Genomic DNA, 19,690 nt, shown 5'->3' on the forward strand with positions numbered 1-19,690 from the left:
GTTTTTTTATTTAGGGAGGATTTTTTACAATGGAATTTTCACAAAAATTGTACCAAGCTGCAAAGCCAATCATTAATGATATTTATGAGGATGACTTTATTCAAAAAATGTTATTAGGCAATATACAAGCTGATGCATTACGTCACTATTTACAAGCTGATGCAGCTTATTTAAAAGAATTTACAAACTTATATGCTTTGTTAATTCCAAAAATGAATAGCATGAATGACGTAAAATTTTTAGTAGAGCAAATAGAATTTATGGTTGAAGGTGAAGTACTTGCGCATGATATTTTAGCGCAAATTGTTGGTGAATCATACGAAGAAATCATTAAAACAAAAGTTTGGCCTCCAAGTGGCGACCATTACATAAAACATATGTATTTCCAAGCGCATAGTCGTGAAAATGCTATTTATACAATTGCTGCAATGGCACCTTGTCCATATATTTATGCAGAATTAGCTAAGCGCTCTCAAAGTGATCATAAGCTTAATAGAGAAAAAGATACGGCAAAATGGTTTGATTTTTATAGTACTGAAATGGATGACATAATTAACGTATTTGAGGCATTAATGAATAAATTAGCCGAATCAATGTCTGACAAGGAATTGGAACAAGTGAAGCAAGTATTTTTAGAAAGTTGCATACATGAGCGTCGATTTTTCAATATGGCTATGACACTAGAACAATGGGAATTTGGAGGGAAAGTAAATGATTAAACCTAAAATAGCATTAACCATTGCAGGTACTGATCCAACAGGTGGTGCCGGCGTAATGGCTGATTTAAAATCATTTCATTCATGTGGTGTATATGGTATGGGTGTCGTTACAAGTATTGTTGCTCAAAATACATTGGGCGTACAACATATTCATAATTTAAATCATCAATGGGTAGATGAACAACTTGATAGTGTCTTCAATGATACCTTACCGCATGCTATTAAAACGGGGATGATTGCTACAGCAGATACTATGGAAACGATTCGTCATTATTTAATGCAACATGAATCTATTCCGTATGTAATTGATCCTGTTATGTTGGCGAAAAGCGGTGATTCATTAATGGATAATGACACAAAACAAAACTTGCAGCATACGTTATTGCCATTAGCTGATGTAGTAACACCGAATTTACCAGAAGCTGAAGAAATAACGGGACTAACCATTGATAGTGAAGAAAAAATTATGCAGGCTGGCCGCATCTTTATTAATGATATTGGTAGTAAAGGTGTCATCATTAAAGGCGGTCATTCAAATGATACTGATATAGCAAAAGATTATTTATTTACTAAAGAAGATGTTCAAACATTTGAAAATGAACGATTTAAAACAAAACATACGCATGGAACAGGGTGTACATTTTCAGCAGTTATAACGGCAGAACTTGCAAAAGGTAGACCATTATTTGAGGCTGTACACAAGGCTAAAAAGTTTATTTCAATGAGTATACAATATACGCCTGAAATCGGCCGTGGTAGAGGTCCAGTGAATCATTTTGCATATTTAAAGAAAGAGGGATTAGACGATGAATTATCTAAATAAAATACGTATTGAAAACCCATTAACAATTTGTTATACAAACGATGTAGTTAAAAATTTTACAGCGAATGGTTTATTAAGTATTGGTGCGAGCCCTGCAATGAGTGAAGCTCCCGAAGAAGCTGAAGAATTTTACAAAGTTGCACAAGCGCTATTAATCAATATCGGTACTTTAACAGCACAAAATGAACAAGATATTATTGCGATTGCTCAAACGGCAAATGAGGCAGGCTTACCTATTGTATTTGACCCTGTAGCTGTTGGTGCTTCTACATATCGAAAGCAATTTTGTAAATTATTATTGAAATCAGCGAAAGTATCAGTAATTAAAGGCAATGCATCTGAAATATTAGCGTTGATTGACGATACAGCAACTATGAAAGGTACAGATAGTGATGCTAATCTTGATGCGGTTGCAATAGCGAAAAAGGCTTACGCAATATATAAAACTGCAATAGTAATCACAGGTAAAGAGGACGTTATTGTTCAAGGTGATAAAGCCATCGTATTAGCTAATGGATCTCCATTATTAGCACGAGTAACTGGAGCTGGTTGTTTATTAGGAGGCGTTATTGCTGGATTTTTATTTAGAGAAACAGAACCAGACATAGAAGCGTTAATTGAAGCGGTAAGCATATTTAATATTGCTGCTGAGGTAGCTGCTGAAAATGAAAATTGTGGTGGTCCTGGTACGTTTTCACCATTGTTGCTTGATACGTTATATCATTTAAATGAAACAACCTATCAACAACGGATTTGCATTCAAGAGGTGGAATAATATGTTTAACCAATCGTATCTAAATGTGTATTTTATTTGTGGGACCTCCGATGTTCCGAGTCATCGAACTATTCATGAAGTATTAGAAGCAGCATTAAAGGCAGGGATTACACTTTTCCAATTTCGAGAAAAGGGTGAATCAGCTTTAAAAGGAAACGATAAACTTGTATTAGCTAAAGAATTACAGCATCTCTGTCATCAATATGATGTGCCTTTTATCGTTAATGATGATGTATCCTTGGCAAAAGAAATTAACGCGGATGGTATACATGTCGGTCAAGATGATGCGAAAGTCAAAGAGATAGCACAATATTTCACTGATAAAATTATTGGACTAAGTATTAGTGATTTAGGTGAGTATGCAAAATCTGATTTAACTCATGTTGATTATATAGGTGTTGGACCAATCTATCCTACGCCGTCAAAGCATGACGCGCATACACCAGTAGGTCCAGAAATGATTGCAACATTTAAAGAAATGAATCCGCAACTACCGATTGTAGCTATTGGCGGTATAAATACTAGTAACGTGGCGCCGATTGTAGAAGCAGGTGCCAATGGAATTTCAGTCATTTCAGCCATTTCTAAAAGTGAAAATATTGAAAAGACTGTTAATCGATTCAAAGATTTTTTTAATAATTAGTTAAATTTTTCCACTTATTGTTTCATACGTACTCATTAATGTGATAGAATAAATCCTATGTGAATATAATGATAGAGGTGGAAAAATGAAGAAAAAAGCGTTACTACCATTATTTTTAGGTATTATGGTCTTTTTGGCTGGTTGTGACTATTCTAAACCTGAAAAACGTAGTGGGTTTTTCTACAATACATTCGTAGATCCAATGAAAAATGTATTGGATTGGTTGGGAAATAACTTATTAAACGACAATTATGGTTTAGCTATTATTATCCTTGTATTGGTAATTCGTATTATTTTATTACCATTCATGTTGTCAAACTATAAAAATAGTCATATGATGCGTCAAAAAATGAAAGTTGCAAAGCCAGAAGTTGAAAAAATTCAAGAAAAAGTGAAACGTGCGCGTACACAAGAAGAAAAAATGGCTGCAAACCAAGAATTAATGCAAGTATATAAAAAGTATGACATGAACCCGATTAAGAGTATGTTGGGTTGTTTACCAATGCTAATCCAATTGCCAATCATCATGGGATTATACTTTGTACTAAAAGACCAACTTGTAGATGGTTTGTTTAAATATCCACACTTCTTATGGTTCGATTTAGGACGTCCTGATATTTGGATTACAATTATTGCCGGTGTTTTATACTTTATCCAAGCATATGTATCAAGTAAAACGATGCCAGACGAACAACGTCAAATGGGTTACATGATGATGGTCATTTCACCAATTATGATTATCTGGATTTCATTAAGCTCAGCATCAGCACTTGGTTTGTACTGGTCAGTCAGTGCGGCGTTCCTTGTAGTTCAAACACACTTTGCAAACATTTATTATGAAAAAGTCGCTAAAAAAGAAGTACAACCTTTCATTGAAGCGTATGAAAGAGAGCACAACGGCGGCAGCAATAAAAAAGGCAAAAACACACAAGTAGTGTCTAAAAAGAAAAAGAAATAACCTTAGCAAGTCCAAATAATGTGCCCCCTAAAAGTTGAAGATAATTTTAACTTTATAGGGCGCACATTATTTTTCGCTTCAATAGCGAAACATAGTGTCACATTATACAATATGTGATAAATAGAAACAGCAGTAAGATGATTTCAAATGTGAAAGTCATCCTACTGCTGTTTTTATTTGAAATAATATTAACGAGATTTCAGTATGTAAAAAGTGGTTAATAACAGAATTGCTATTCTTCATTGCAATGTCATCTTGACACAATGATTCATCAGTGTAGCAGTATATGTCGCAACATTTCCACAGCAATTCACTAATACATGTAACAGTGTGAAATAATAAAGTCACAACGGCAAAATACACATTGCAACGTCCCGACAACATATCATAGAATCGTAACGGCATGGCATCAACACCAAACCGGGCTATAATACCATAACACCGCAACGCCACATCATTGCACTACATCAAGCCGCATCATAGCACTACACCAAGTCGCATCATAGCACCAGCACATCAAAGTAGCATGGCATGACACCAAGCTTCCACAACAGCACATCAAAGTAGCATGGCATCAACACCAAACCGGGCTATAACACCATAACACCATAACACCGCAACGCCGCATCATAGCACTACATCAAGTCGCATCGTAGCACCAGCACATCAAAGTAACATGGCATGACACCAAGCTTCCACAACAATACGCCATTACATCGCATCATCATACTACAACTCCAATGTCTAGTCGTGATAATTCCATTCCGTAAAAAACTGTTTCAAGTACATCATCATAAAGTCGTGACGTTCTTTAGCAATCATCTTCGCCGTATCTGTATGCATTAAAGATTCTAACTTAAGTAATTTTTCAAAGAAATGTTTAATTGCAGATGGTGGCAGCTGTTCAACTAAATCATCATTAATCTTATCTAGTGACAAATGTTCTGTCCACATAGGTTCACCAAAGTGTCCTGCAAATTGAAATGTTCGTGCAACACCTATAGCGCCTATAGCATCAAGACGATCTGCATCCCTGACAATTTGACCTTCTAAAGATAAATTGACATGATCGTTTTTACCATTGCGATAACTCATATTATTAATAATAAATAAAATGTGCTCTTGATCTTCGGTTGATAATGATAAAGAAGATAAAAATGACTTCAATTCAACATATTGTTTGTTAGCATCTACAACTTTTTCGTCAACGGTATCATGAAGCAAACATGCGAGTTCAATGACTAAAGTATCATTAACACCTTCATTTTCAGCGATTGATTTAGATAAAGCTGTGACACGATATACATGCGCAATATCATGGCCTGTATAATCATTTTGATGAATAGATTCCATATATTTTTTGGCTGCACTAATGATGTCTGATTGTTGCATTAAAGTTACACTCCTCATATTTCTATTTTATAAGATAGGTGACAATAATTGTGAAATACCTTCTTTAAATTTAATCCAAAGACTTCGCTTAGCATAACGTGCTTTTGTTAATTCAGAAGATACTGCTAAATCATCTATAAAAGCTTGTTTTAATTTTTTGGCAATTTGTTGGTCATAAATAAAGGCGTTGACTTCGAAATTCAATGTGAAACTGCGATGGTCCATATTAGCTGTTCCCACACTTGCAATTTCATCATCTATAACAAGTGTTTTTGAGTGTAAAAAGCCATTGTCGTAGTGAAATACTTTAACACCAGCATCTAATAAGGATGCTGCATTTTTTAAAGTAGCCCAAAAAACAAACGGATGGTCAGGTTTATTAGGAATCATGATATTGACATCAACACCACCTAATGCCGCAATTTTAATAGAATCTAAAAAGGCTTGATCAGGTATGAAATAGGGAGATTGAATATAAATCGATTTTTTAGCAGATGAAATCATTTTCAAATAACCGTATTTAATCTGTTCCCATTCTTCGTCAGGACCACTAGAAGCTATTTGAACGCCAATTGTTCCACCAGAATTTACATCTGGGAAATAACGATCATCATAGGAGATGTGGTCACGTGTGGCTTGTGAATTCCAATCTAGAATAAATCGTAATTGCAATGCATTTACTGCATCCCCGACAATTCGTAAATGCGTATCTCGCCAATAGCCGAATTTTTTTGATTTACCTAAGTACTCATCACCAACATTAAAACCACCAACATATCCAATTTGCCCATCTATTACAACAATTTTTCGATGGTTTCGATTGTTCATACGCAAGTTAATTAAAGGTAATTTTGATGGGAAAAATGCTTCAGCATGTCCGCCTTTATTGCGAAACGGGCGTAAGCCTTTTTTACGCAGTCCACGAGAACCCATGTCATCATAAAGAATTTTAACTTCTACACCTTGTTCCGCTTTTTTACCAAGTTCATTTAAAATGGTACGACCTAATTCATCATTTTGAATAATATAGTACTGAAAATGAATATAATCAGTAGCATTACGGATGTCTTGTATTAAGTCATCAAATTTTTCTTGGCCGTCTGTGTATATTTTTAAATCGTTGTCTGTTGTTAAAAATGCTGCGTTATTATATAACAACATTTGAATCATTTCTTTAAATTTTACAATTTGATAATTGGAATTTGAAAAGTTTTCATTTTTTAAAGCGGCTAATTGTTCATCAACGATTAACTCTAATCCTTTTTTATCTTCCTTATCAATTTTGAAAATTTGGTCACGTTGAATTTGTCGTCCTAATAGTAAGTATAAAATGAAGCCGAATAAAGGCAAGAAAACTAAGACTAGTAACCAAGCCCAGATAGAATTGGCAGAACGTCTTTCCATGAAAATAATGGTAAAGGCGAATAATAAGTTTAAAATAAATGCACCAATAAATATTGAATTTAAAATAATATTAGAATGCTTGAGTGCAATGGATAATAACTCTATCATTTGAAACCTCCCATCGAAAATCTTAAACGAGTAGTATATCTTATTAATTGTATCATGAAGCAATTTAAATATCATGACAATTTAGTTTGAAAAACACACTTTGTGTTGACGTTGTGTTTTATGGGATATAGTATAGTAAGGAATGTAAATGAAGGAGTGAATGCTATGACTGAACAAGATAATGCACATCATTCTGAACAAATAAAAACGAATCTTAAATCACGTTTAAATCGAATTGAAGGACAAGTGAGAGCGATTAATCGCATGATTGAAGAAGATGTCTATTGTGATGATGTCCTTACGCAAATAAGAGCGACACGTTCGGCATTAAACAGTGTTGCGATAAAGTTATTAGAACAACATATGAAAAGTTGTATTATGAATAAAGTTAATCAAGGTGCTCAGGAAGAGGCAATGGAAGAGTTATTAGTGACTTTTCAAAAATTGATTAAAGACTAAAGGAGTTTAAGATGATACATCAAAATACGATTTACACATCGGGAATTGAAACAGAAGAACAAGTAAGTCAATTGACAGAACGCATTTCAAATATGATAGGTGTTCATCAAGTGAATATTAATATAATAGACGGTCAAGTAACTGTATCGTATGAGACACCAGCAAATTTGAATAGTATTGAAAAAGAAATCTATGATGAAGGATACAAAATTGTATTTTAGGGTATAATGTAGAGTGCGCTATAGATTTTAATTTTGAAAATAAATTAAAAAATTTGTAAATGATGTAGTAAAGGTATGTCGAATAGGGTAAGATAATATTGAAAGCGATCCAAACGAGGTGATAATAATGAAACGTCCTGAAAAGATTCAAAATGTAGTCAAACTATTGTCATCATTAGGTGTGAATATTAAAAAAACTAAATCTCGTTTAGACATTATTAATACTTTGCCAGCATCTAATAAAGTAAGTCACGAATTAAAATAATTGACTGTGATTGTGAATCACACACCGTTAAAGCTATCGTCGGACTATTCGATGATAGCTTTTTTGACTGTATTTACTAAAATGAAAGCAAGTACTATATAACAAAATCCCTCTTTAGAGTGTACATTTTACAATGTGAACTTCAAAGAGGGATGATTGTTATTATCGAGTAATATCTATATATGACATTTTAAATCGACGACATAAATAGACTATATAACGTCATCTTGAAAAGTTATGATATTAGAAACTCAAAATAGTTTAAATTAATTACTTTTCGGATGATATAAATCTACATATCGTTTTGGTTCATGATAATAAATTGATAAGACTATACCTATTCCAGTCATCATACTCCATAGCGCACTACCACCATAACTAATAAATGGTAATGGAATACCAGTGATTGGTAACAACTGAATTGTCATACCAATATTTTGTAAAATATGGAACACAAGTAAAGTGACGAAACCAACGATAAAGATTTTGTTAAATTGATCTTCAATTTTCGCAGCTAATCTTATTAGATGGAAGATTAAAAATAAAAATATTAAGATCAATATGACAGAACCGATAAAACCAAGTTCCTCTCCAATCACTGAAAAGATAAAGTCAGTATGATTTTCAGGTATATAAACCTCACCGTGATTATATCCTTTACCTAGTAACTGTCCAGAACCGATAGCTTTAAGTGATTCAGTTAAATGATAGCCATCATCACTACTATATGTATAGGGGTCAAGCCATGAATTGATTCGTCCCATTTGATACAGTTGGACACCTAATAAATTTTCAATTAATGCGGGTGCATATAGAATACCTAAAATGACTGTCATTGCACCAACAATACCTGTAATAAAGATAGGTGCTAAGATACGCCATGTTATACCACTTACTAACATCACACCTGCAATAATTGCAGCTAATACTAATGTAGTTCCTAGGTCATTTTGCAGTAATATTAAAATACTTGGTACTAACGAGACACCAATAATTTTGAAAAATAATAACAAATCACTTTGGAATGATTTATTAAATGTGAATTGATTATGTCTAGAAACGACACGCGCTAATGCTAAAATTAAAATAATTTTCATGAATTCAGATGGCTGAATACTGATTGGGCCAAACGTGTACCAACTTTTGGCACCATTGATAATAGGTGTAATAGGTGACTCAGGAATAACGAGCAAGCCTATTAATAATAGACAGATTAAGAAATACAATAAATATGTATAATGTTTAATCTTTTTAGGTGAAATAAACATGATGATACCTGCAAAAATCGCACCTAAAATGTAATAAAAAATTTGTCTGATACCGAAATTAACACTGTATTGACCACCGCCCATTGCCGAGTTAATAAGCAGAACACTGAAAATTGCTAAAACAGCTATAGTGGCTACTAATACCCAGTCTACTTTGCGAAGCCAATGCTTATCCGGCTGTTGACGAGATGAATAATTCATTGCAAACTCCTTTTATACTCACTAATGTTTATATCAATTTTACATGACTTTTTAAAAATTAGCTAGAATATCACAGTGATATCAGCTATAGATTTCAATTTGAATTAGGAATAAAATAGAAGGGAATATTGTTCTGATTATAAATGAATCAACATAGATACAGACACATAACGCCTCGTTTTTAAAATGCAAAATAGCATTAAAATGTGATACTATTAAGATTCAAAGATGCGAATAAATCAATTAACAATTGGACTAAATCAATATTAATTTATATTAAGGTAGCAAACCCTGATATATCATTGGAGGAAAACGAAATGACAAAAGAAAATATTTGTATCGTTTTTGGAGGGAAAAGTGCAGAACACGAAGTATCGATTCTGACAGCACAAAATGTATTAAATGCAATAGATAAAGACAAATATCATGTTGATATCATTTATATTACCAATGATGGTGATTGGAGAAAGCAAAATAATATTACAGCTGAAATTAAATCTACTGATGAGCTTCATTTAGAAAATGGAGAGGCGCTTGAGATTTCACAGCTATTGAAAGAAAGTAGTTCAGGACAACCATACGATGCAGTATTCCCATTATTACATGGTCCTAATGGTGAAGATGGCACGATTCAAGGGCTTTTTGAAGTTTTGGATGTACCATATGTAGGAAATGGTGTATTGTCAGCTGCAAGTTCTATGGACAAACTTGTAATGAAACAATTATTTGAACATCGAGGATTACCACAGTTACCTTATATTAGTTTCTTACGTTCTGAATATGAAAAATATGAACATAACATTTTAAAATTAGTAAATGATAAATTAAATTACCCAGTCTTTGTTAAACCTGCTAACTTAGGGTCAAGTGTAGGTATCAGTAAATGTAATAATGAAGCGGAACTTAAAGAAGGTATTAAAGAAGCATTCCAATTTGACCGTAAGCTTGTTATTGAACAAGGCGTTAACGCACGTGAAATTGAAGTAGCAGTTTTAGGAAATGACTATCCTGAAGCGACATGGCCAGGTGAAGTCGTAAAAGATGTCGCGTTTTACGATTACAAATCAAAATATAAAGATGGTAAGGTTCAATTACAAATTCCAGCTGACTTAGACGAAGATGTTCAATTAACGCTTAGAAATATGGCATTAGAGGCATTCAAAGCGACAGATTGTTCTGGTTTAGTCCGTGCTGATTTCTTTGTAACAGAAGACAACCAAATATATATTAATGAAACAAATGCAATGCCTGGATTTACGGCTTTCAGTATGTATCCAAAGTTATGGGAAAATATGGGCTTATCTTATCCAGAATTGATTACAAAACTTATCGAGCTTGCTAAAGAACGTCACCAGGATAAACAGAAAAATAAATACAAAATTGACTAACTGAGGTTGTTATTATGATTAATGTTACATTAAAGCAAATTCAATCATGGATTCCTTGTGAAATTGAAGATCAATTTATAAATCAAGAGATAAATGGAGTCACAATTGATTCACGAGCAATTTCTAAAAATATGTTATTTATACCATTTAAAGGTGAAAATGTTGACGGTCATCGCTTTGTCTCTAAAGCATTACAAGATGGTGCTGGAGCTGCTTTTTATCAAAGAGGGACACCTATAGATGAAAATGTAAGCGGGCCTATTATATGGGTTGAAGACACATTAACGGCATTACAACAATTGGCACAAGCTTACTTGAGACATGTAAACCCTAAAGTAATTGCCGTCACAGGATCTAATGGTAAAACAACGACTAAAGATATGATTGAAAGTGTATTGCATACCGAATTTAAAGTTAAGAAAACGCAAGGTAATTACAATAATGAAATTGGTTTACCTTTAACTATTTTGGAATTAGATAATGATACTGAAATATCAATATTGGAGATGGGGATGTCAGGTTTCCATGAAATTGAATTTCTGTCAAACCTCGCTCAACCAGATATTGCAGTTATAACTAATATTGGTGAGTCACATATGCAAGATTTAGGTTCGCGCGAGGGGATTGCTAAAGCTAAATCTGAAATTACAATAGGTCTAAAAGATAATGGTACGTTTATATATGATGGCGATGAACCATTATTGAAACCGCATGTTAAAGAAGTTGAAAATGCAAAATGTATTAGTATTGGTGTTGCTACTGATAATGCATTAGTTTGTTCTGTTGATGATAGAGATACTACAGGTATTTCATTTACGATTAATAATAAAGAACATTATGATCTGCCAATATTAGGAAAGCATAATATGAAAAATGCGACGATTGCCATTGCGGTTGGTCATGAATTAGGTTTGACATATAACACAATCTATCAAAATTTAAAAAATGTCAGCTTAACTGGTATGCGTATGGAGCAACACACATTAGAAAATGATATTACTGTGATAAATGATGCCTATAATGCAAGTCCTACAAGTATGAGAGCAGCTATTGATACACTGAGTACTTTGACAGGGCGTCGCATTCTAATTTTAGGAGATGTTTTAGAATTAGGTGAAAATAGCAAAGAAATGCATATCGGTGTAGGTAATTATTTAGAAGAAAAGCATATAGATGTGTTGTATACGTTTGGTAATGAAGCAAAGTATATTTATGATTCGGGCCAGCAACATGTCGAAAAAGCACAACACTTCAATTCTAAAGACGATATGATAGAAGTTTTAACAAATGATTTAAAAGCGCATGATCGTGTATTAGTTAAAGGATCACGTGGTATGAAGTTAGAAGAAGTCGTAAATGCTTTAATTTCATAGAGATTAGTCGAGCGACCTTTTACTTATAAAAATGATTTGAATTAATACTAAAAGATTACAAAGAAGAGGTGGTTTTGTGTGTAAATACAAAATTACCTTTTTCTTTTTATGTTAAATCTAAAAATTTGAAACTAAATCAAGGTTAATTCTATGTACACACTTTATATAGGAAGTAGTTTGAATGTTTATATAATATTTTACAAAAAGATGTAGTATTATAATGTCTAATTTCACATGTGTTTCAGTAAAATTTGTTGTGGAATGTTAACGATATACGTATTTTATAAAAAATTTTTTATAATGATTATTCGAATGATGCGTAACGCTTACATCTTATCTAATGCTAGCTTTTTGACAAAAATATGACAATCAATTAATGTGATTCTAATAAATATTCGCAAATTGCTTTATTGCGATTAAATTTTTTTGGTGGTACTATATAGAAGTTGATGAAATATTAATGAACTTATATGCAAAAGTATATTGAGAAATAAACAGGTAAAAAGGAGAATTATTTTGCAAAATTTTAAAGAACTAGGGATTTCGGATAATACGGTTCAGTCACTTGAATCAATGGGATTTAAAGAGCCGACACCTATCCAAAAAGACAGTATCCCTTATGCGTTACAAGGAATTGATATCCTTGGGCAAGCTCAAACCGGTACAGGTAAAACAGGAGCATTCGGTATTCCTTTAATTGAGAAAGTAGTAGGGAAACAAGGGGTTCAATCGTTGATTTTAGCACCTACAAGAGAATTGGCAATGCAGGTAGCTGAACAATTAAGAGAATTTAGCCGTGGACAAGGTGTCCAAGTTGTTACTGTATTCGGTGGTATGCCTATCGAACGCCAAATTAAAGCCTTGAAAAAAGGCCCACAAATCGTAGTCGGAACACCTGGGCGTGTTATCGACCATTTAAATCGTCGCACATTAAAAACGGACGGAATTCATACTTTGATTTTAGATGAAGCTGATGAAATGATGAATATGGGATTCATCGATGATATGAGATTTATTATGGATAAAATTCCAGCAGTACAACGTCAAACAATGTTGTTCTCAGCTACAATGCCTAAAGCAATCCAAGCTTTAGTACAACAATTTATGAAATCACCAAAAATCATTAAGACAATGAATAATGAAATGTCTGATCCACAAATCGAAGAATTCTATACAATTGTTAAAGAATTAGAGAAATTTGATACATTTACAAATTTCCTAGATGTTCATCAACCTGAATTAGCAATCGTATTCGGACGTACAAAACGTCGTGTTGATGAATTAACAAGTGCTTTGATTTCTAAAGGATATAAAGCTGAAGGCTTACATGGTGATATTACACAAGCGAAACGTTTAGAAGTATTAAAGAAATTTAAAAATGACCAAATTAATATTTTAGTCGCTACTGATGTAGCAGCAAGAGGACTAGATATTTCTGGTGTGAGTCATGTTTATAACTTTGATATACCTCAAGATACTGAAAGCTATACACACCGTATTGGTCGTACGGGTCGTGCTGGTAAAGAAGGTATCGCGGTAACATTTGTAAATCCAATTGAAATGGATTACATTAGACAAATTGAAGATGCTAATGGTAGAAAAATGAGCGCACTTCGTCCACCACATCGTAAAGAAGTACTTCAAGCACGTGAAGATGACATCAAAGAAAAAGTTGAAAACTGGATGTCTAAAGAGTCAGAATCACGCTTGAAACGCATTTCTACAGAGTTGTTAAATGAATATAACGATGTTGATTTAGTTGCTGCACTTTTACAAGAGTTAGTAGAAGCGAACGATGAAGTTGAAGTTCAATTAACTTTTGAAAAACCATTATCTCGCAAAGGCCGTAACGGTAAACCAAGTGGTTCTCGTAACAGAAATAGTAAGCGTGGTAATCCTAAATTTGACAGTAAGAGTAAACGTTCAAAAGGATACTCAAGTAAGAAGAAAAGTACAAAAAAATTTGACCGTAAAGAGAAGAGCAGCGGTGGAAGCAGACCTATGAAAGGTCGCACATTTGCTGACCATCAAAAATAATTTATAGATCAAGAGCTTAAAGATGTAATGTCTTGAGCTCTTTTTTGTTTTCAATAACTGATTCTCTGTAGATATCAAAGTACTAACGTTTTAAAGGTTAAATATTTAATTGGATTGAGATCTGTGTGCGGTTATATCATTCTGTGTAAATATAAATATGAATCTAGAATATAACGACTACTTAAATTAAGAATAATCGAACATAAATAAACTTTATAAAAGTAATTTCGGTATCATGTTCTTGTAAAAAACAATAGGGCATTTTGCTGACACTAGTGCGCGATAAATAATAAGTTGAATATAAAAAAGATCACTGCCAATCATTCGTTTAATGGCAGCGATCTTTTTTATTTAATTATTTCTCTTTCCACTGCAACATTTGATAACCAATGCGTGGATGTGTTTTAATAATATCTTTTGCGTCCTCGTGACATTGTGAAAGTTTTTGTCTTAATGATGTCATATGCACTCTTAAACTAGGCATTTCAGTCTTATTAACATAGCCATATATTCGTTTTAATATCATCTCATAAGTGAGTACTTTTCCTTTATGATTTGCCAATAGTTCTAACAAGCTAAATTCATTTGGTGTCAAATGTACCTCCTGATTATTAATAACAACAGATTTGGAGCCAAAGTCGATGCTTAGCAAACCGTTAGTAAATACAATGTTAGTTTCTTGATGTGACTTAGCGATTCTTTCGATGACTCGAATTCGTGCCCGAAGCTCATCAACATTAAAAGGCTTAGTCATATAGTCATTCGCACCGTTATCTAAAGCTTGAATAATTGTTTGTTCTTCTTGTCTTGCACTTATTACAATGATAGGAATGTCAGTATGTTGCCTGATTTCTGAAATCAGACATAATCCATCTTTATCTGGTAAACCTAAATCTAATAAAATGACATCTGGTTTATCGATTTGAATTTTAAAGTGTGCTTGTGTGGCATTTTCGGCTGTAGTTACATTGTAATAATCTAAAGTTAATGCAACATCAAGTAAATGTGTGATTGCGTGATCATCTTCAATTATCAATATTTTAGATTGCATTATATGTCTCCTTCATTAAAGTCTGTATCTATATTGAAATAGAATATACTGCCGTGTGGTTGGTTTGGTTTATATTGTAAGTTTGATTGATGTTTGTGTAGGATAGTCTGTACTAAATATAAGCCTAGTCCCATGCTTTCTTTTTGGTTATCTTTAAAATATTTATTTGATCCTGTGTAAAAAGGCTCGAATATCTTTTGTTGTTCTTCTAAACTAATTCCAGATCCTTCGTCTATAACGGCAAATTCGATTTGTTCATCGCTAGCATAACGAATAGATAAATTGATTTTGGTGTCAGTAGAAGTGTGTTTAACTGCATTTTCAATCAAATTGAATAAAGCTTGTAAAATCAACTTACTGTCAATGTGTATAAACTGTAAATCTACTGAGGATGATACAGTTATACGCTTTTTTAAATGGCGACGTTCTAAAATCATATCGATTTCTTCTACTAATTCACTAACGAGATAAGGTTGCACTTTTATCTGAACATTTGATGACTGTAATTTTGTTAATGATAAAATATTTGTTACTAATAGATATAAATACTGACTTTCTTGAAAACTATGCACAAGTAATTGTTCCTTTTCTATGATAGACATATCTTTACTATGTGATACTAAAATATCTAAATTCCCCATAATTGTTGTTAACGGTGTACGTATGTCATGCGAAATTGATCTTAAAAAATTTGAATGTGTCAGTTGACGTTCAGCCTGTAACATGGATTCTCTCGTTTGTTTAAGTAACGTCACATTTTCAACGGCGAGAGAAAGTTCATTTAACATTGATTCTAATATTGATGCATCATATGGATTAATCACTTGAGAACTTTGGTAATCAATGGCTAGAATGCCTTTAATCGGAGATGTGCCAATTGGTATCAACCATTTATTAATGCCTGGAAATGTATCTGTTGTTGCACCAGCTTGTCTTTCATTTTTAATTACCCAGCTTAATGCTTGTTCATGCTGTTGAGTCGTATTATCGATATGGTTTTGCAATGGTATTGTTTTAATTACTTTGGATTGATTGATAACGTATATAGTAATTGATTGTTGCAATAATTGATTAATTTGGTATCCAGCATTTATTAGTAAGTTTTCAACTGTATAAGTTTGTTTAATCGAATCATTAAATTGAAATAATAAATCTGTACGATAAAGTTGCTTTTTAGTAATGGAGTATTGGAATTTAATTTGTTTTAATAAAGCACTCGTTAAAATACTTGTTAAAATGCTAACGATAAATGTAATAGGATAGTCAAAGCGGTATACTTCAAATGTATATCTAGGTTCCGTAAAAAAATAATTAAAAACAAATACGTTAATAATTGCTGCTAAAAAGCCAATGATGTAGGACCGCGTCCAAATGGATAACAAAATGATGCCGATGAGAAAAATCATTAAAATAATCGTACTAGACTCATGCTTATCAAGTTGATAAATCCACAGTCCCATCATTACACAAATTATTTGAATCAAAATCATTTTTAACATATCTATGGCGAAACGTTTGCCTTTAGGACGATAGGGTGACTTGTTCATTTTCAATTCAACAGGTATTTGTTTGATTGGAACGATTTCGATTTTATAGCTATGTTCAAAGGACATTAAATGGTCAATTAAAGGTTTATTGAAAAAGTCTCGCCACTTATTTCTAATATGTTGTCCGATAATTAATTTGGTTACATCTTGATTTTTACACCATTCGTCTAATCCTAATGCAACGGTTTGGCTATAAACTACTTTTACTTTTGCTCCTAATGATTTTGCAAGCATGAGATGTTGATGCACTTGCTTTTGACTATCTTTATATTGCCTGTTTTTTTCGAATACATCTATATAAATAGCAGTGAATTTTGCATGTTCTTTTTGAGCAATGTGGAATGCCTCTTTAATTACTGCTTCATTATAAATACTCCCACTAATTGCCACAGCAATATGAGGTTTGAGTGACGTTTTATGGTTGTGTCGGACTTTTTCTTTATCACTCATCAAGTCGGCAACTGTTCTTAACGTTAATGTACGCAGTTCGCTTAGGTGGGCATACGTAAAGAAATTACTAAAAGCTACATCTAGCCTATCCTTTTTATATACCTTGCCAGCTTTTAAGCGTTTAATTAATTGTTCAGGTGAGATATCTACGACTTCTAATACATCGGCGCTCATTATGAAATAGTCGGGTACACGTTCTTTAACATGTACACCGGTCATCAGTTCAATTTGACTACTTAAACTTTCAATATGTTGAATGTTCAAAGTAGTATGAACATCGATACCATGATTTAAAATTTCTTCAATATCCATATATCGTTTTTCATGACGATCTCTAGAAATGTTCGTATGTGCTAACTCATCGATAAGTACTATTGTCGGCGATTCTTCGATTATGCGGTCGACATCTAAATATTGAAAATGATGACTACCATGTTTAGTAAAATTGGTTGCGATTTTAGGTAATTGTTCAGCTAATGCATTTGTTTCATCACGTTGATGCGGTTCAATATATCCTATTTTAATATCAACGTTACTTTGAAATAGTTCAATGGCATTTGAAAGCATCTCAAATGTTTTACCAACACCCGGACTGTAACCGATGTAAATTGTTAAAGATCCACGCTTTTTTCCTATGTTTAGCGATTCAGTGTTTGACATAACCTTCACCTCGATAGCAATATCATAATATTCTTCACAATTAAATGCTATAAAATTTATTTCTGCATACACATCTTAATGATTTCTTAATAACTAAGTTTGAAAATTAATGTTTCTCTCATAAACAAGTTGTTACGATGTTGTTGTGTTGTAAGGAGGTTATGACAATGCTCATCGTTTTATTATTGGTAGTAATTGCATTAGTTTTGTATTTATTTTATGCCTTAATTCGTAGTGAAAAATTTTAGAAATTTATTAAGTGAGGGTTATCATGGAAATAATTTTGTTTCTAACAATGATGGTTATGATTGCGTATGTTTTTAGTGGATATCTATATCGCGTAGCATTGGTGCAGTCGTCAAGAGTAGATTTAATATTTACTAGATTTGAAAATGTGTGTTTTAAAATTATCGGCACAGATTTAGAACACATGTCAGCTAAAACATATGTCAAACATTTTCTGGCATTTAATGGATTTATGGGGTTTATAACATTTGTATTGCTAATAGTTCAGCAATGGTTTTTTTTAAATCCAAATCATAATTTAAACCAATCGATAGATTTAGCGTTTAATACAGCAATATCTTTTTTAACAAATAGTAATTTACAACACTATAACGGTGAATCAGGTGTGACATATTTAACGCAAATGATTGTAATGACATATTTAATGTTTACATCTAGTGCATCAGGTTACGCCGTTTGTATAGCGATGTTGAGACGTTTAACTAGATTGACTAATATCATTGGTAATTTTTATCAAGATATTGTTCGGTTTATTGTCCGAGTGCTTTTACCATTATCATGTTTAATTAGTATTTTATTGATGACTCAAGGTGTACCACAAACGTTGCATGCTAATTTAATGATTCGGACTTTAAGTGGACATATTCAACATATTGCATTTGGACCTATTGCATCACTTGAATCTATAAAACATCTTGGTACGAATGGTGGAGGATTTTTAGCAGGAAATTCTGCAACACCTTTTGAAAATCCAAATATTTGGAGTAATTTTATAGAAATGGGCAGTATGATGTTACTTCCTATGTCAATGTTGTTCTTATTTGGTCGAATGTTAAGTAGACATGGTAAACGAGTGCATCGTCATGCGCTAATATTATTTGTCGCAATGTTTTTCATTTTTATAGCAATTCTTACATTAACTATGTGGAGTGAGTATCGTGGTAATCCAATACTAGCAAATTTAGGCATTTATGGACCGAATATGGAAGGTAAAGAGGTACGGTTTGGAGCAGGCTTGTCAGCACTATTTACAGTTATTACGACGGCATTTACAACGGGTTCTGTTAATAACATGCATGATAGCTTAACGCCTTTAGGTGGATTAGGCCCAATGGTATTAATGATGCTAAATGTTGTATTTGGTGGCGAAGGCGTAGGACTCATGAATTTATTGATATATGTCTTACTGACGGTGTTTATATGCAGTTTGATGGTTGGTAAAACACCAGAATATTTAAATATGCCAATTGGCGCCCGTGAAATGAAATGTATTGTCTTAGTCTTTCTCATACATCCAATTTTAATTTTAGTATTTTCAGCACTTGCTTTTATGATTCCTGGAGCAAGTGAAAGTATAACGAATCCGTCTTTTCATGGTATCTCACAAGTTATGTATGAAATGACGTCAGCTGCAGCGAACAATGGATCAGGGTTTGAAGGACTGAAAGATGATACAACATTCTGGAATATCTCTACAGGAATCATTATGTTGCTTTCTCGTTATATACCAATTATTTTGCAATTAATGATTGCATCAAGTTTAGTGAATAAAAAATCATACCACCAAGATAAATATACAATAGCGATTGATAAACCTTATTTTGGCGTATCACTAATCGTATTTATCGTTTTACTAAGTGGTTTGACATTTATTCCAGTACTATTACTTGGTCCTATTGGTGAATTTTTAACTTTAAAATAA

The 19,690-nt window shown here is 32.9% G+C and carries 18 protein-coding genes; 13 read left to right on the top strand and 5 right to left on the bottom strand.

The genetic code is table 11. The features are described 5' to 3' along the window. Positions 1–29: 29 nt before the first annotated feature. From tenA to yidC, 5 genes are all read left to right on the top strand, one after another. Positions 30–719 (top strand): thiaminase II, encoded by a 690-nt coding sequence (gene tenA / locus JV528_RS07670; protein ID WP_000396067.1) that lies wholly within the window; start codon positions 30–32, stop codon positions 717–719. Further along, a complete protein-coding gene (gene thiD, locus JV528_RS07675) occupies positions 712–1,542 on the top strand; it encodes a bifunctional hydroxymethylpyrimidine kinase/phosphomethylpyrimidine kinase (RefSeq protein WP_000594952.1) in 831 nt (276 codons plus the stop codon). The genes tenA and thiD overlap by 8 nt, the downstream gene beginning before the upstream one ends. Continuing rightward, the gene (gene thiM, locus JV528_RS07680; RefSeq protein ID WP_204177631.1) at positions 1,526–2,317 is read left to right on the top strand and encodes a hydroxyethylthiazole kinase; all 792 of its coding nucleotides are present in this window, start codon (positions 1,526–1,528) and stop codon (positions 2,315–2,317) included. The genes thiD and thiM overlap by 17 nt, the downstream gene beginning before the upstream one ends. Position 2,318: 1 nt before the next feature. After that, a complete protein-coding gene (gene thiE / locus JV528_RS07685) occupies positions 2,319–2,960 on the top strand; it encodes a thiamine phosphate synthase (protein ID WP_000483160.1) in 642 nt (213 codons plus the stop codon). Between the two features lie 85 nt (positions 2,961–3,045). Beyond that, positions 3,046–3,918 (top strand): membrane protein insertase YidC, encoded by an 873-nt coding sequence (yidC, locus tag JV528_RS07690; protein WP_000725802.1) that lies wholly within the window; start codon positions 3,046–3,048, stop codon positions 3,916–3,918. Positions 3,919–4,662: 744 nt separating this feature from the next. Here the strand turns inward: yidC and JV528_RS07695 are convergent. Both JV528_RS07695 and cls read right to left on the bottom strand, forming a co-directional pair. Continuing rightward, positions 4,663–5,310, bottom strand: coding sequence for an HD domain-containing protein (locus tag JV528_RS07695; RefSeq protein ID WP_204177630.1), 648 nt, complete (start codon positions 5,308–5,310; stop codon positions 4,663–4,665). Positions 5,311–5,337: 27 nt separating this feature from the next. Then, entirely contained in the window at positions 5,338–6,822 is a 1,485-nt protein-coding gene (gene cls, locus JV528_RS07700; protein ID WP_000571549.1) for a cardiolipin synthase, read from the bottom strand. Between the two features lie 165 nt (positions 6,823–6,987). Here cls and csoR point away from each other — a divergent pair, with 165 nt between their 5' ends. The 3 genes from csoR (at position 6,988) to JV528_RS07715 (ending at position 7,767) form a co-directional block, all read left to right on the top strand. Then, a complete protein-coding gene (gene csoR, locus JV528_RS07705) occupies positions 6,988–7,281 on the top strand; it encodes a copper-sensing transcriptional repressor CsoR (protein ID WP_000138932.1) in 294 nt (97 codons plus the stop codon). 11 nt (positions 7,282–7,292) lie between these two features. Continuing rightward, complete coding sequence (csoZ, locus tag JV528_RS07710; protein WP_000581796.1) at positions 7,293–7,502, top strand: putative copper chaperone CsoZ; 210 nt, start codon at positions 7,293–7,295, stop codon at positions 7,500–7,502. Between the two features lie 127 nt (positions 7,503–7,629). Beyond that, complete coding sequence (locus JV528_RS07715) at positions 7,630–7,767, top strand: Lmo0850 family protein (RefSeq protein ID WP_000828354.1); 138 nt, start codon at positions 7,630–7,632, stop codon at positions 7,765–7,767. A 266-nt stretch (positions 7,768–8,033) separates the two neighbouring features. Here the strand turns inward: JV528_RS07715 and JV528_RS07720 are convergent, their stop codons facing one another. Next, complete coding sequence (locus JV528_RS07720; RefSeq protein ID WP_204177628.1) at positions 8,034–9,236, bottom strand: FtsW/RodA/SpoVE family cell cycle protein; 1,203 nt, start codon at positions 9,234–9,236, stop codon at positions 8,034–8,036. A 317-nt stretch (positions 9,237–9,553) separates the two neighbouring features. Here JV528_RS07720 and JV528_RS07725 point away from each other — a divergent pair, with 317 nt between their 5' ends. The 3 genes from JV528_RS07725 to cshA all read left to right on the top strand — a co-directional run bounded on the left by JV528_RS07725 (position 9,554) and on the right by cshA (position 14,034). Next, positions 9,554–10,624 carry a D-alanine--D-alanine ligase gene (locus JV528_RS07725; RefSeq protein WP_000159631.1) on the top strand — a complete coding sequence of 357 codons (1,071 nt, stop codon included), beginning with the start codon at positions 9,554–9,556 and terminating at the stop codon, positions 10,622–10,624. A 14-nt stretch (positions 10,625–10,638) separates the two neighbouring features. Further along, entirely contained in the window at positions 10,639–11,997 is a 1,359-nt protein-coding gene (locus JV528_RS07730; protein WP_000611455.1) for a UDP-N-acetylmuramoyl-tripeptide--D-alanyl-D-alanine ligase, read from the top strand. A 516-nt stretch (positions 11,998–12,513) separates the two neighbouring features. Further along, positions 12,514–14,034, top strand: coding sequence for a degradosome RNA helicase CshA (gene cshA, locus JV528_RS07735; RefSeq protein WP_001178942.1), 1,521 nt, complete (start codon positions 12,514–12,516; stop codon positions 14,032–14,034). 355 nt (positions 14,035–14,389) lie between these two features. On the opposite strand, the gene JV528_RS07740 is transcribed toward cshA, so the two are convergent. Together JV528_RS07740 and JV528_RS07745 are read right to left on the bottom strand one after the other, a co-directional pair. Further along, a complete protein-coding gene (locus JV528_RS07740) occupies positions 14,390–15,085 on the bottom strand; it encodes a response regulator transcription factor (protein ID WP_001190844.1) in 696 nt (231 codons plus the stop codon). Next, the gene (locus JV528_RS07745; RefSeq protein WP_000072266.1) at positions 15,085–17,742 is read right to left on the bottom strand and encodes a sensor histidine kinase; all 2,658 of its coding nucleotides are present in this window, start codon (positions 17,740–17,742) and stop codon (positions 15,085–15,087) included. The genes JV528_RS07740 and JV528_RS07745 overlap by 1 nt, the downstream gene beginning before the upstream one ends. Before the next feature lie 137 nt (positions 17,743–17,879). Between JV528_RS07745 and kdpF the strand changes: the two genes are divergently transcribed. Then, positions 17,880–17,990, top strand: a complete 111-nt coding sequence (gene kdpF / locus JV528_RS07750) for a K(+)-transporting ATPase subunit F (protein ID WP_001793397.1) — start codon at positions 17,880–17,882, stop codon at positions 17,988–17,990. 23 nt (positions 17,991–18,013) lie between these two features. Next, positions 18,014–19,690, top strand: a complete 1,677-nt coding sequence (gene kdpA / locus JV528_RS07755) for a potassium-transporting ATPase subunit KdpA (protein WP_000402649.1) — start codon at positions 18,014–18,016, stop codon at positions 19,688–19,690.

This window comes from Staphylococcus sp. GDB20D11A (genome assembly GCF_016893255.1).
GTDB classification, from domain to species: Bacteria; Bacillota; Bacilli; order Staphylococcales; family Staphylococcaceae; genus Staphylococcus; species Staphylococcus aureus.

Excerpts from the sequence above, each read along its gene's own strand:
- tenA (WP_000396067.1), top strand. The coding sequence starts at position 30 with ATGGAATTTTCACAAAAATTGTACCAAGCTGCAAAGCCAATCATTAAT.
- thiD (WP_000594952.1), top strand. The coding sequence starts at position 712 with ATGATTAAACCTAAAATAGCATTAACCATTGCAGGTACTGATCCAACA.
- thiM (WP_204177631.1), top strand. The coding sequence starts at position 1,526 with ATGAATTATCTAAATAAAATACGTATTGAAAACCCATTAACAATTTGT.
- thiE (WP_000483160.1), top strand. The coding sequence starts at position 2,319 with ATGTTTAACCAATCGTATCTAAATGTGTATTTTATTTGTGGGACCTCC.
- yidC (WP_000725802.1), top strand. The coding sequence starts at position 3,046 with ATGAAGAAAAAAGCGTTACTACCATTATTTTTAGGTATTATGGTCTTT.
- JV528_RS07695 (WP_204177630.1), bottom strand. The coding sequence starts at position 5,310 with ATGCAACAATCAGACATCATTAGTGCAGCCAAAAAATATATGGAATCT.
- cls (WP_000571549.1), bottom strand. The coding sequence starts at position 6,822 with ATGATAGAGTTATTATCCATTGCACTCAAGCATTCTAATATTATTTTA.
- csoR (WP_000138932.1), top strand. The coding sequence starts at position 6,988 with ATGACTGAACAAGATAATGCACATCATTCTGAACAAATAAAAACGAAT.
- csoZ (WP_000581796.1), top strand. The coding sequence starts at position 7,293 with ATGATACATCAAAATACGATTTACACATCGGGAATTGAAACAGAAGAA.
- JV528_RS07715 (WP_000828354.1), top strand. The coding sequence starts at position 7,630 with ATGAAACGTCCTGAAAAGATTCAAAATGTAGTCAAACTATTGTCATCA.
- JV528_RS07720 (WP_204177628.1), bottom strand. The coding sequence starts at position 9,236 with ATGAATTATTCATCTCGTCAACAGCCGGATAAGCATTGGCTTCGCAAA.
- JV528_RS07725 (WP_000159631.1), top strand. The coding sequence starts at position 9,554 with ATGACAAAAGAAAATATTTGTATCGTTTTTGGAGGGAAAAGTGCAGAA.
- JV528_RS07730 (WP_000611455.1), top strand. The coding sequence starts at position 10,639 with ATGATTAATGTTACATTAAAGCAAATTCAATCATGGATTCCTTGTGAA.
- JV528_RS07740 (WP_001190844.1), bottom strand. The coding sequence starts at position 15,085 with ATGCAATCTAAAATATTGATAATTGAAGATGATCACGCAATCACACAT.
- JV528_RS07745 (WP_000072266.1), bottom strand. The coding sequence starts at position 17,742 with ATGTCAAACACTGAATCGCTAAACATAGGAAAAAAGCGTGGATCTTTA.
- kdpF (WP_001793397.1), top strand. The coding sequence starts at position 17,880 with ATGTTGTTGTGTTGTAAGGAGGTTATGACAATGCTCATCGTTTTATTA.
- kdpA (WP_000402649.1), top strand. The coding sequence starts at position 18,014 with ATGGAAATAATTTTGTTTCTAACAATGATGGTTATGATTGCGTATGTT.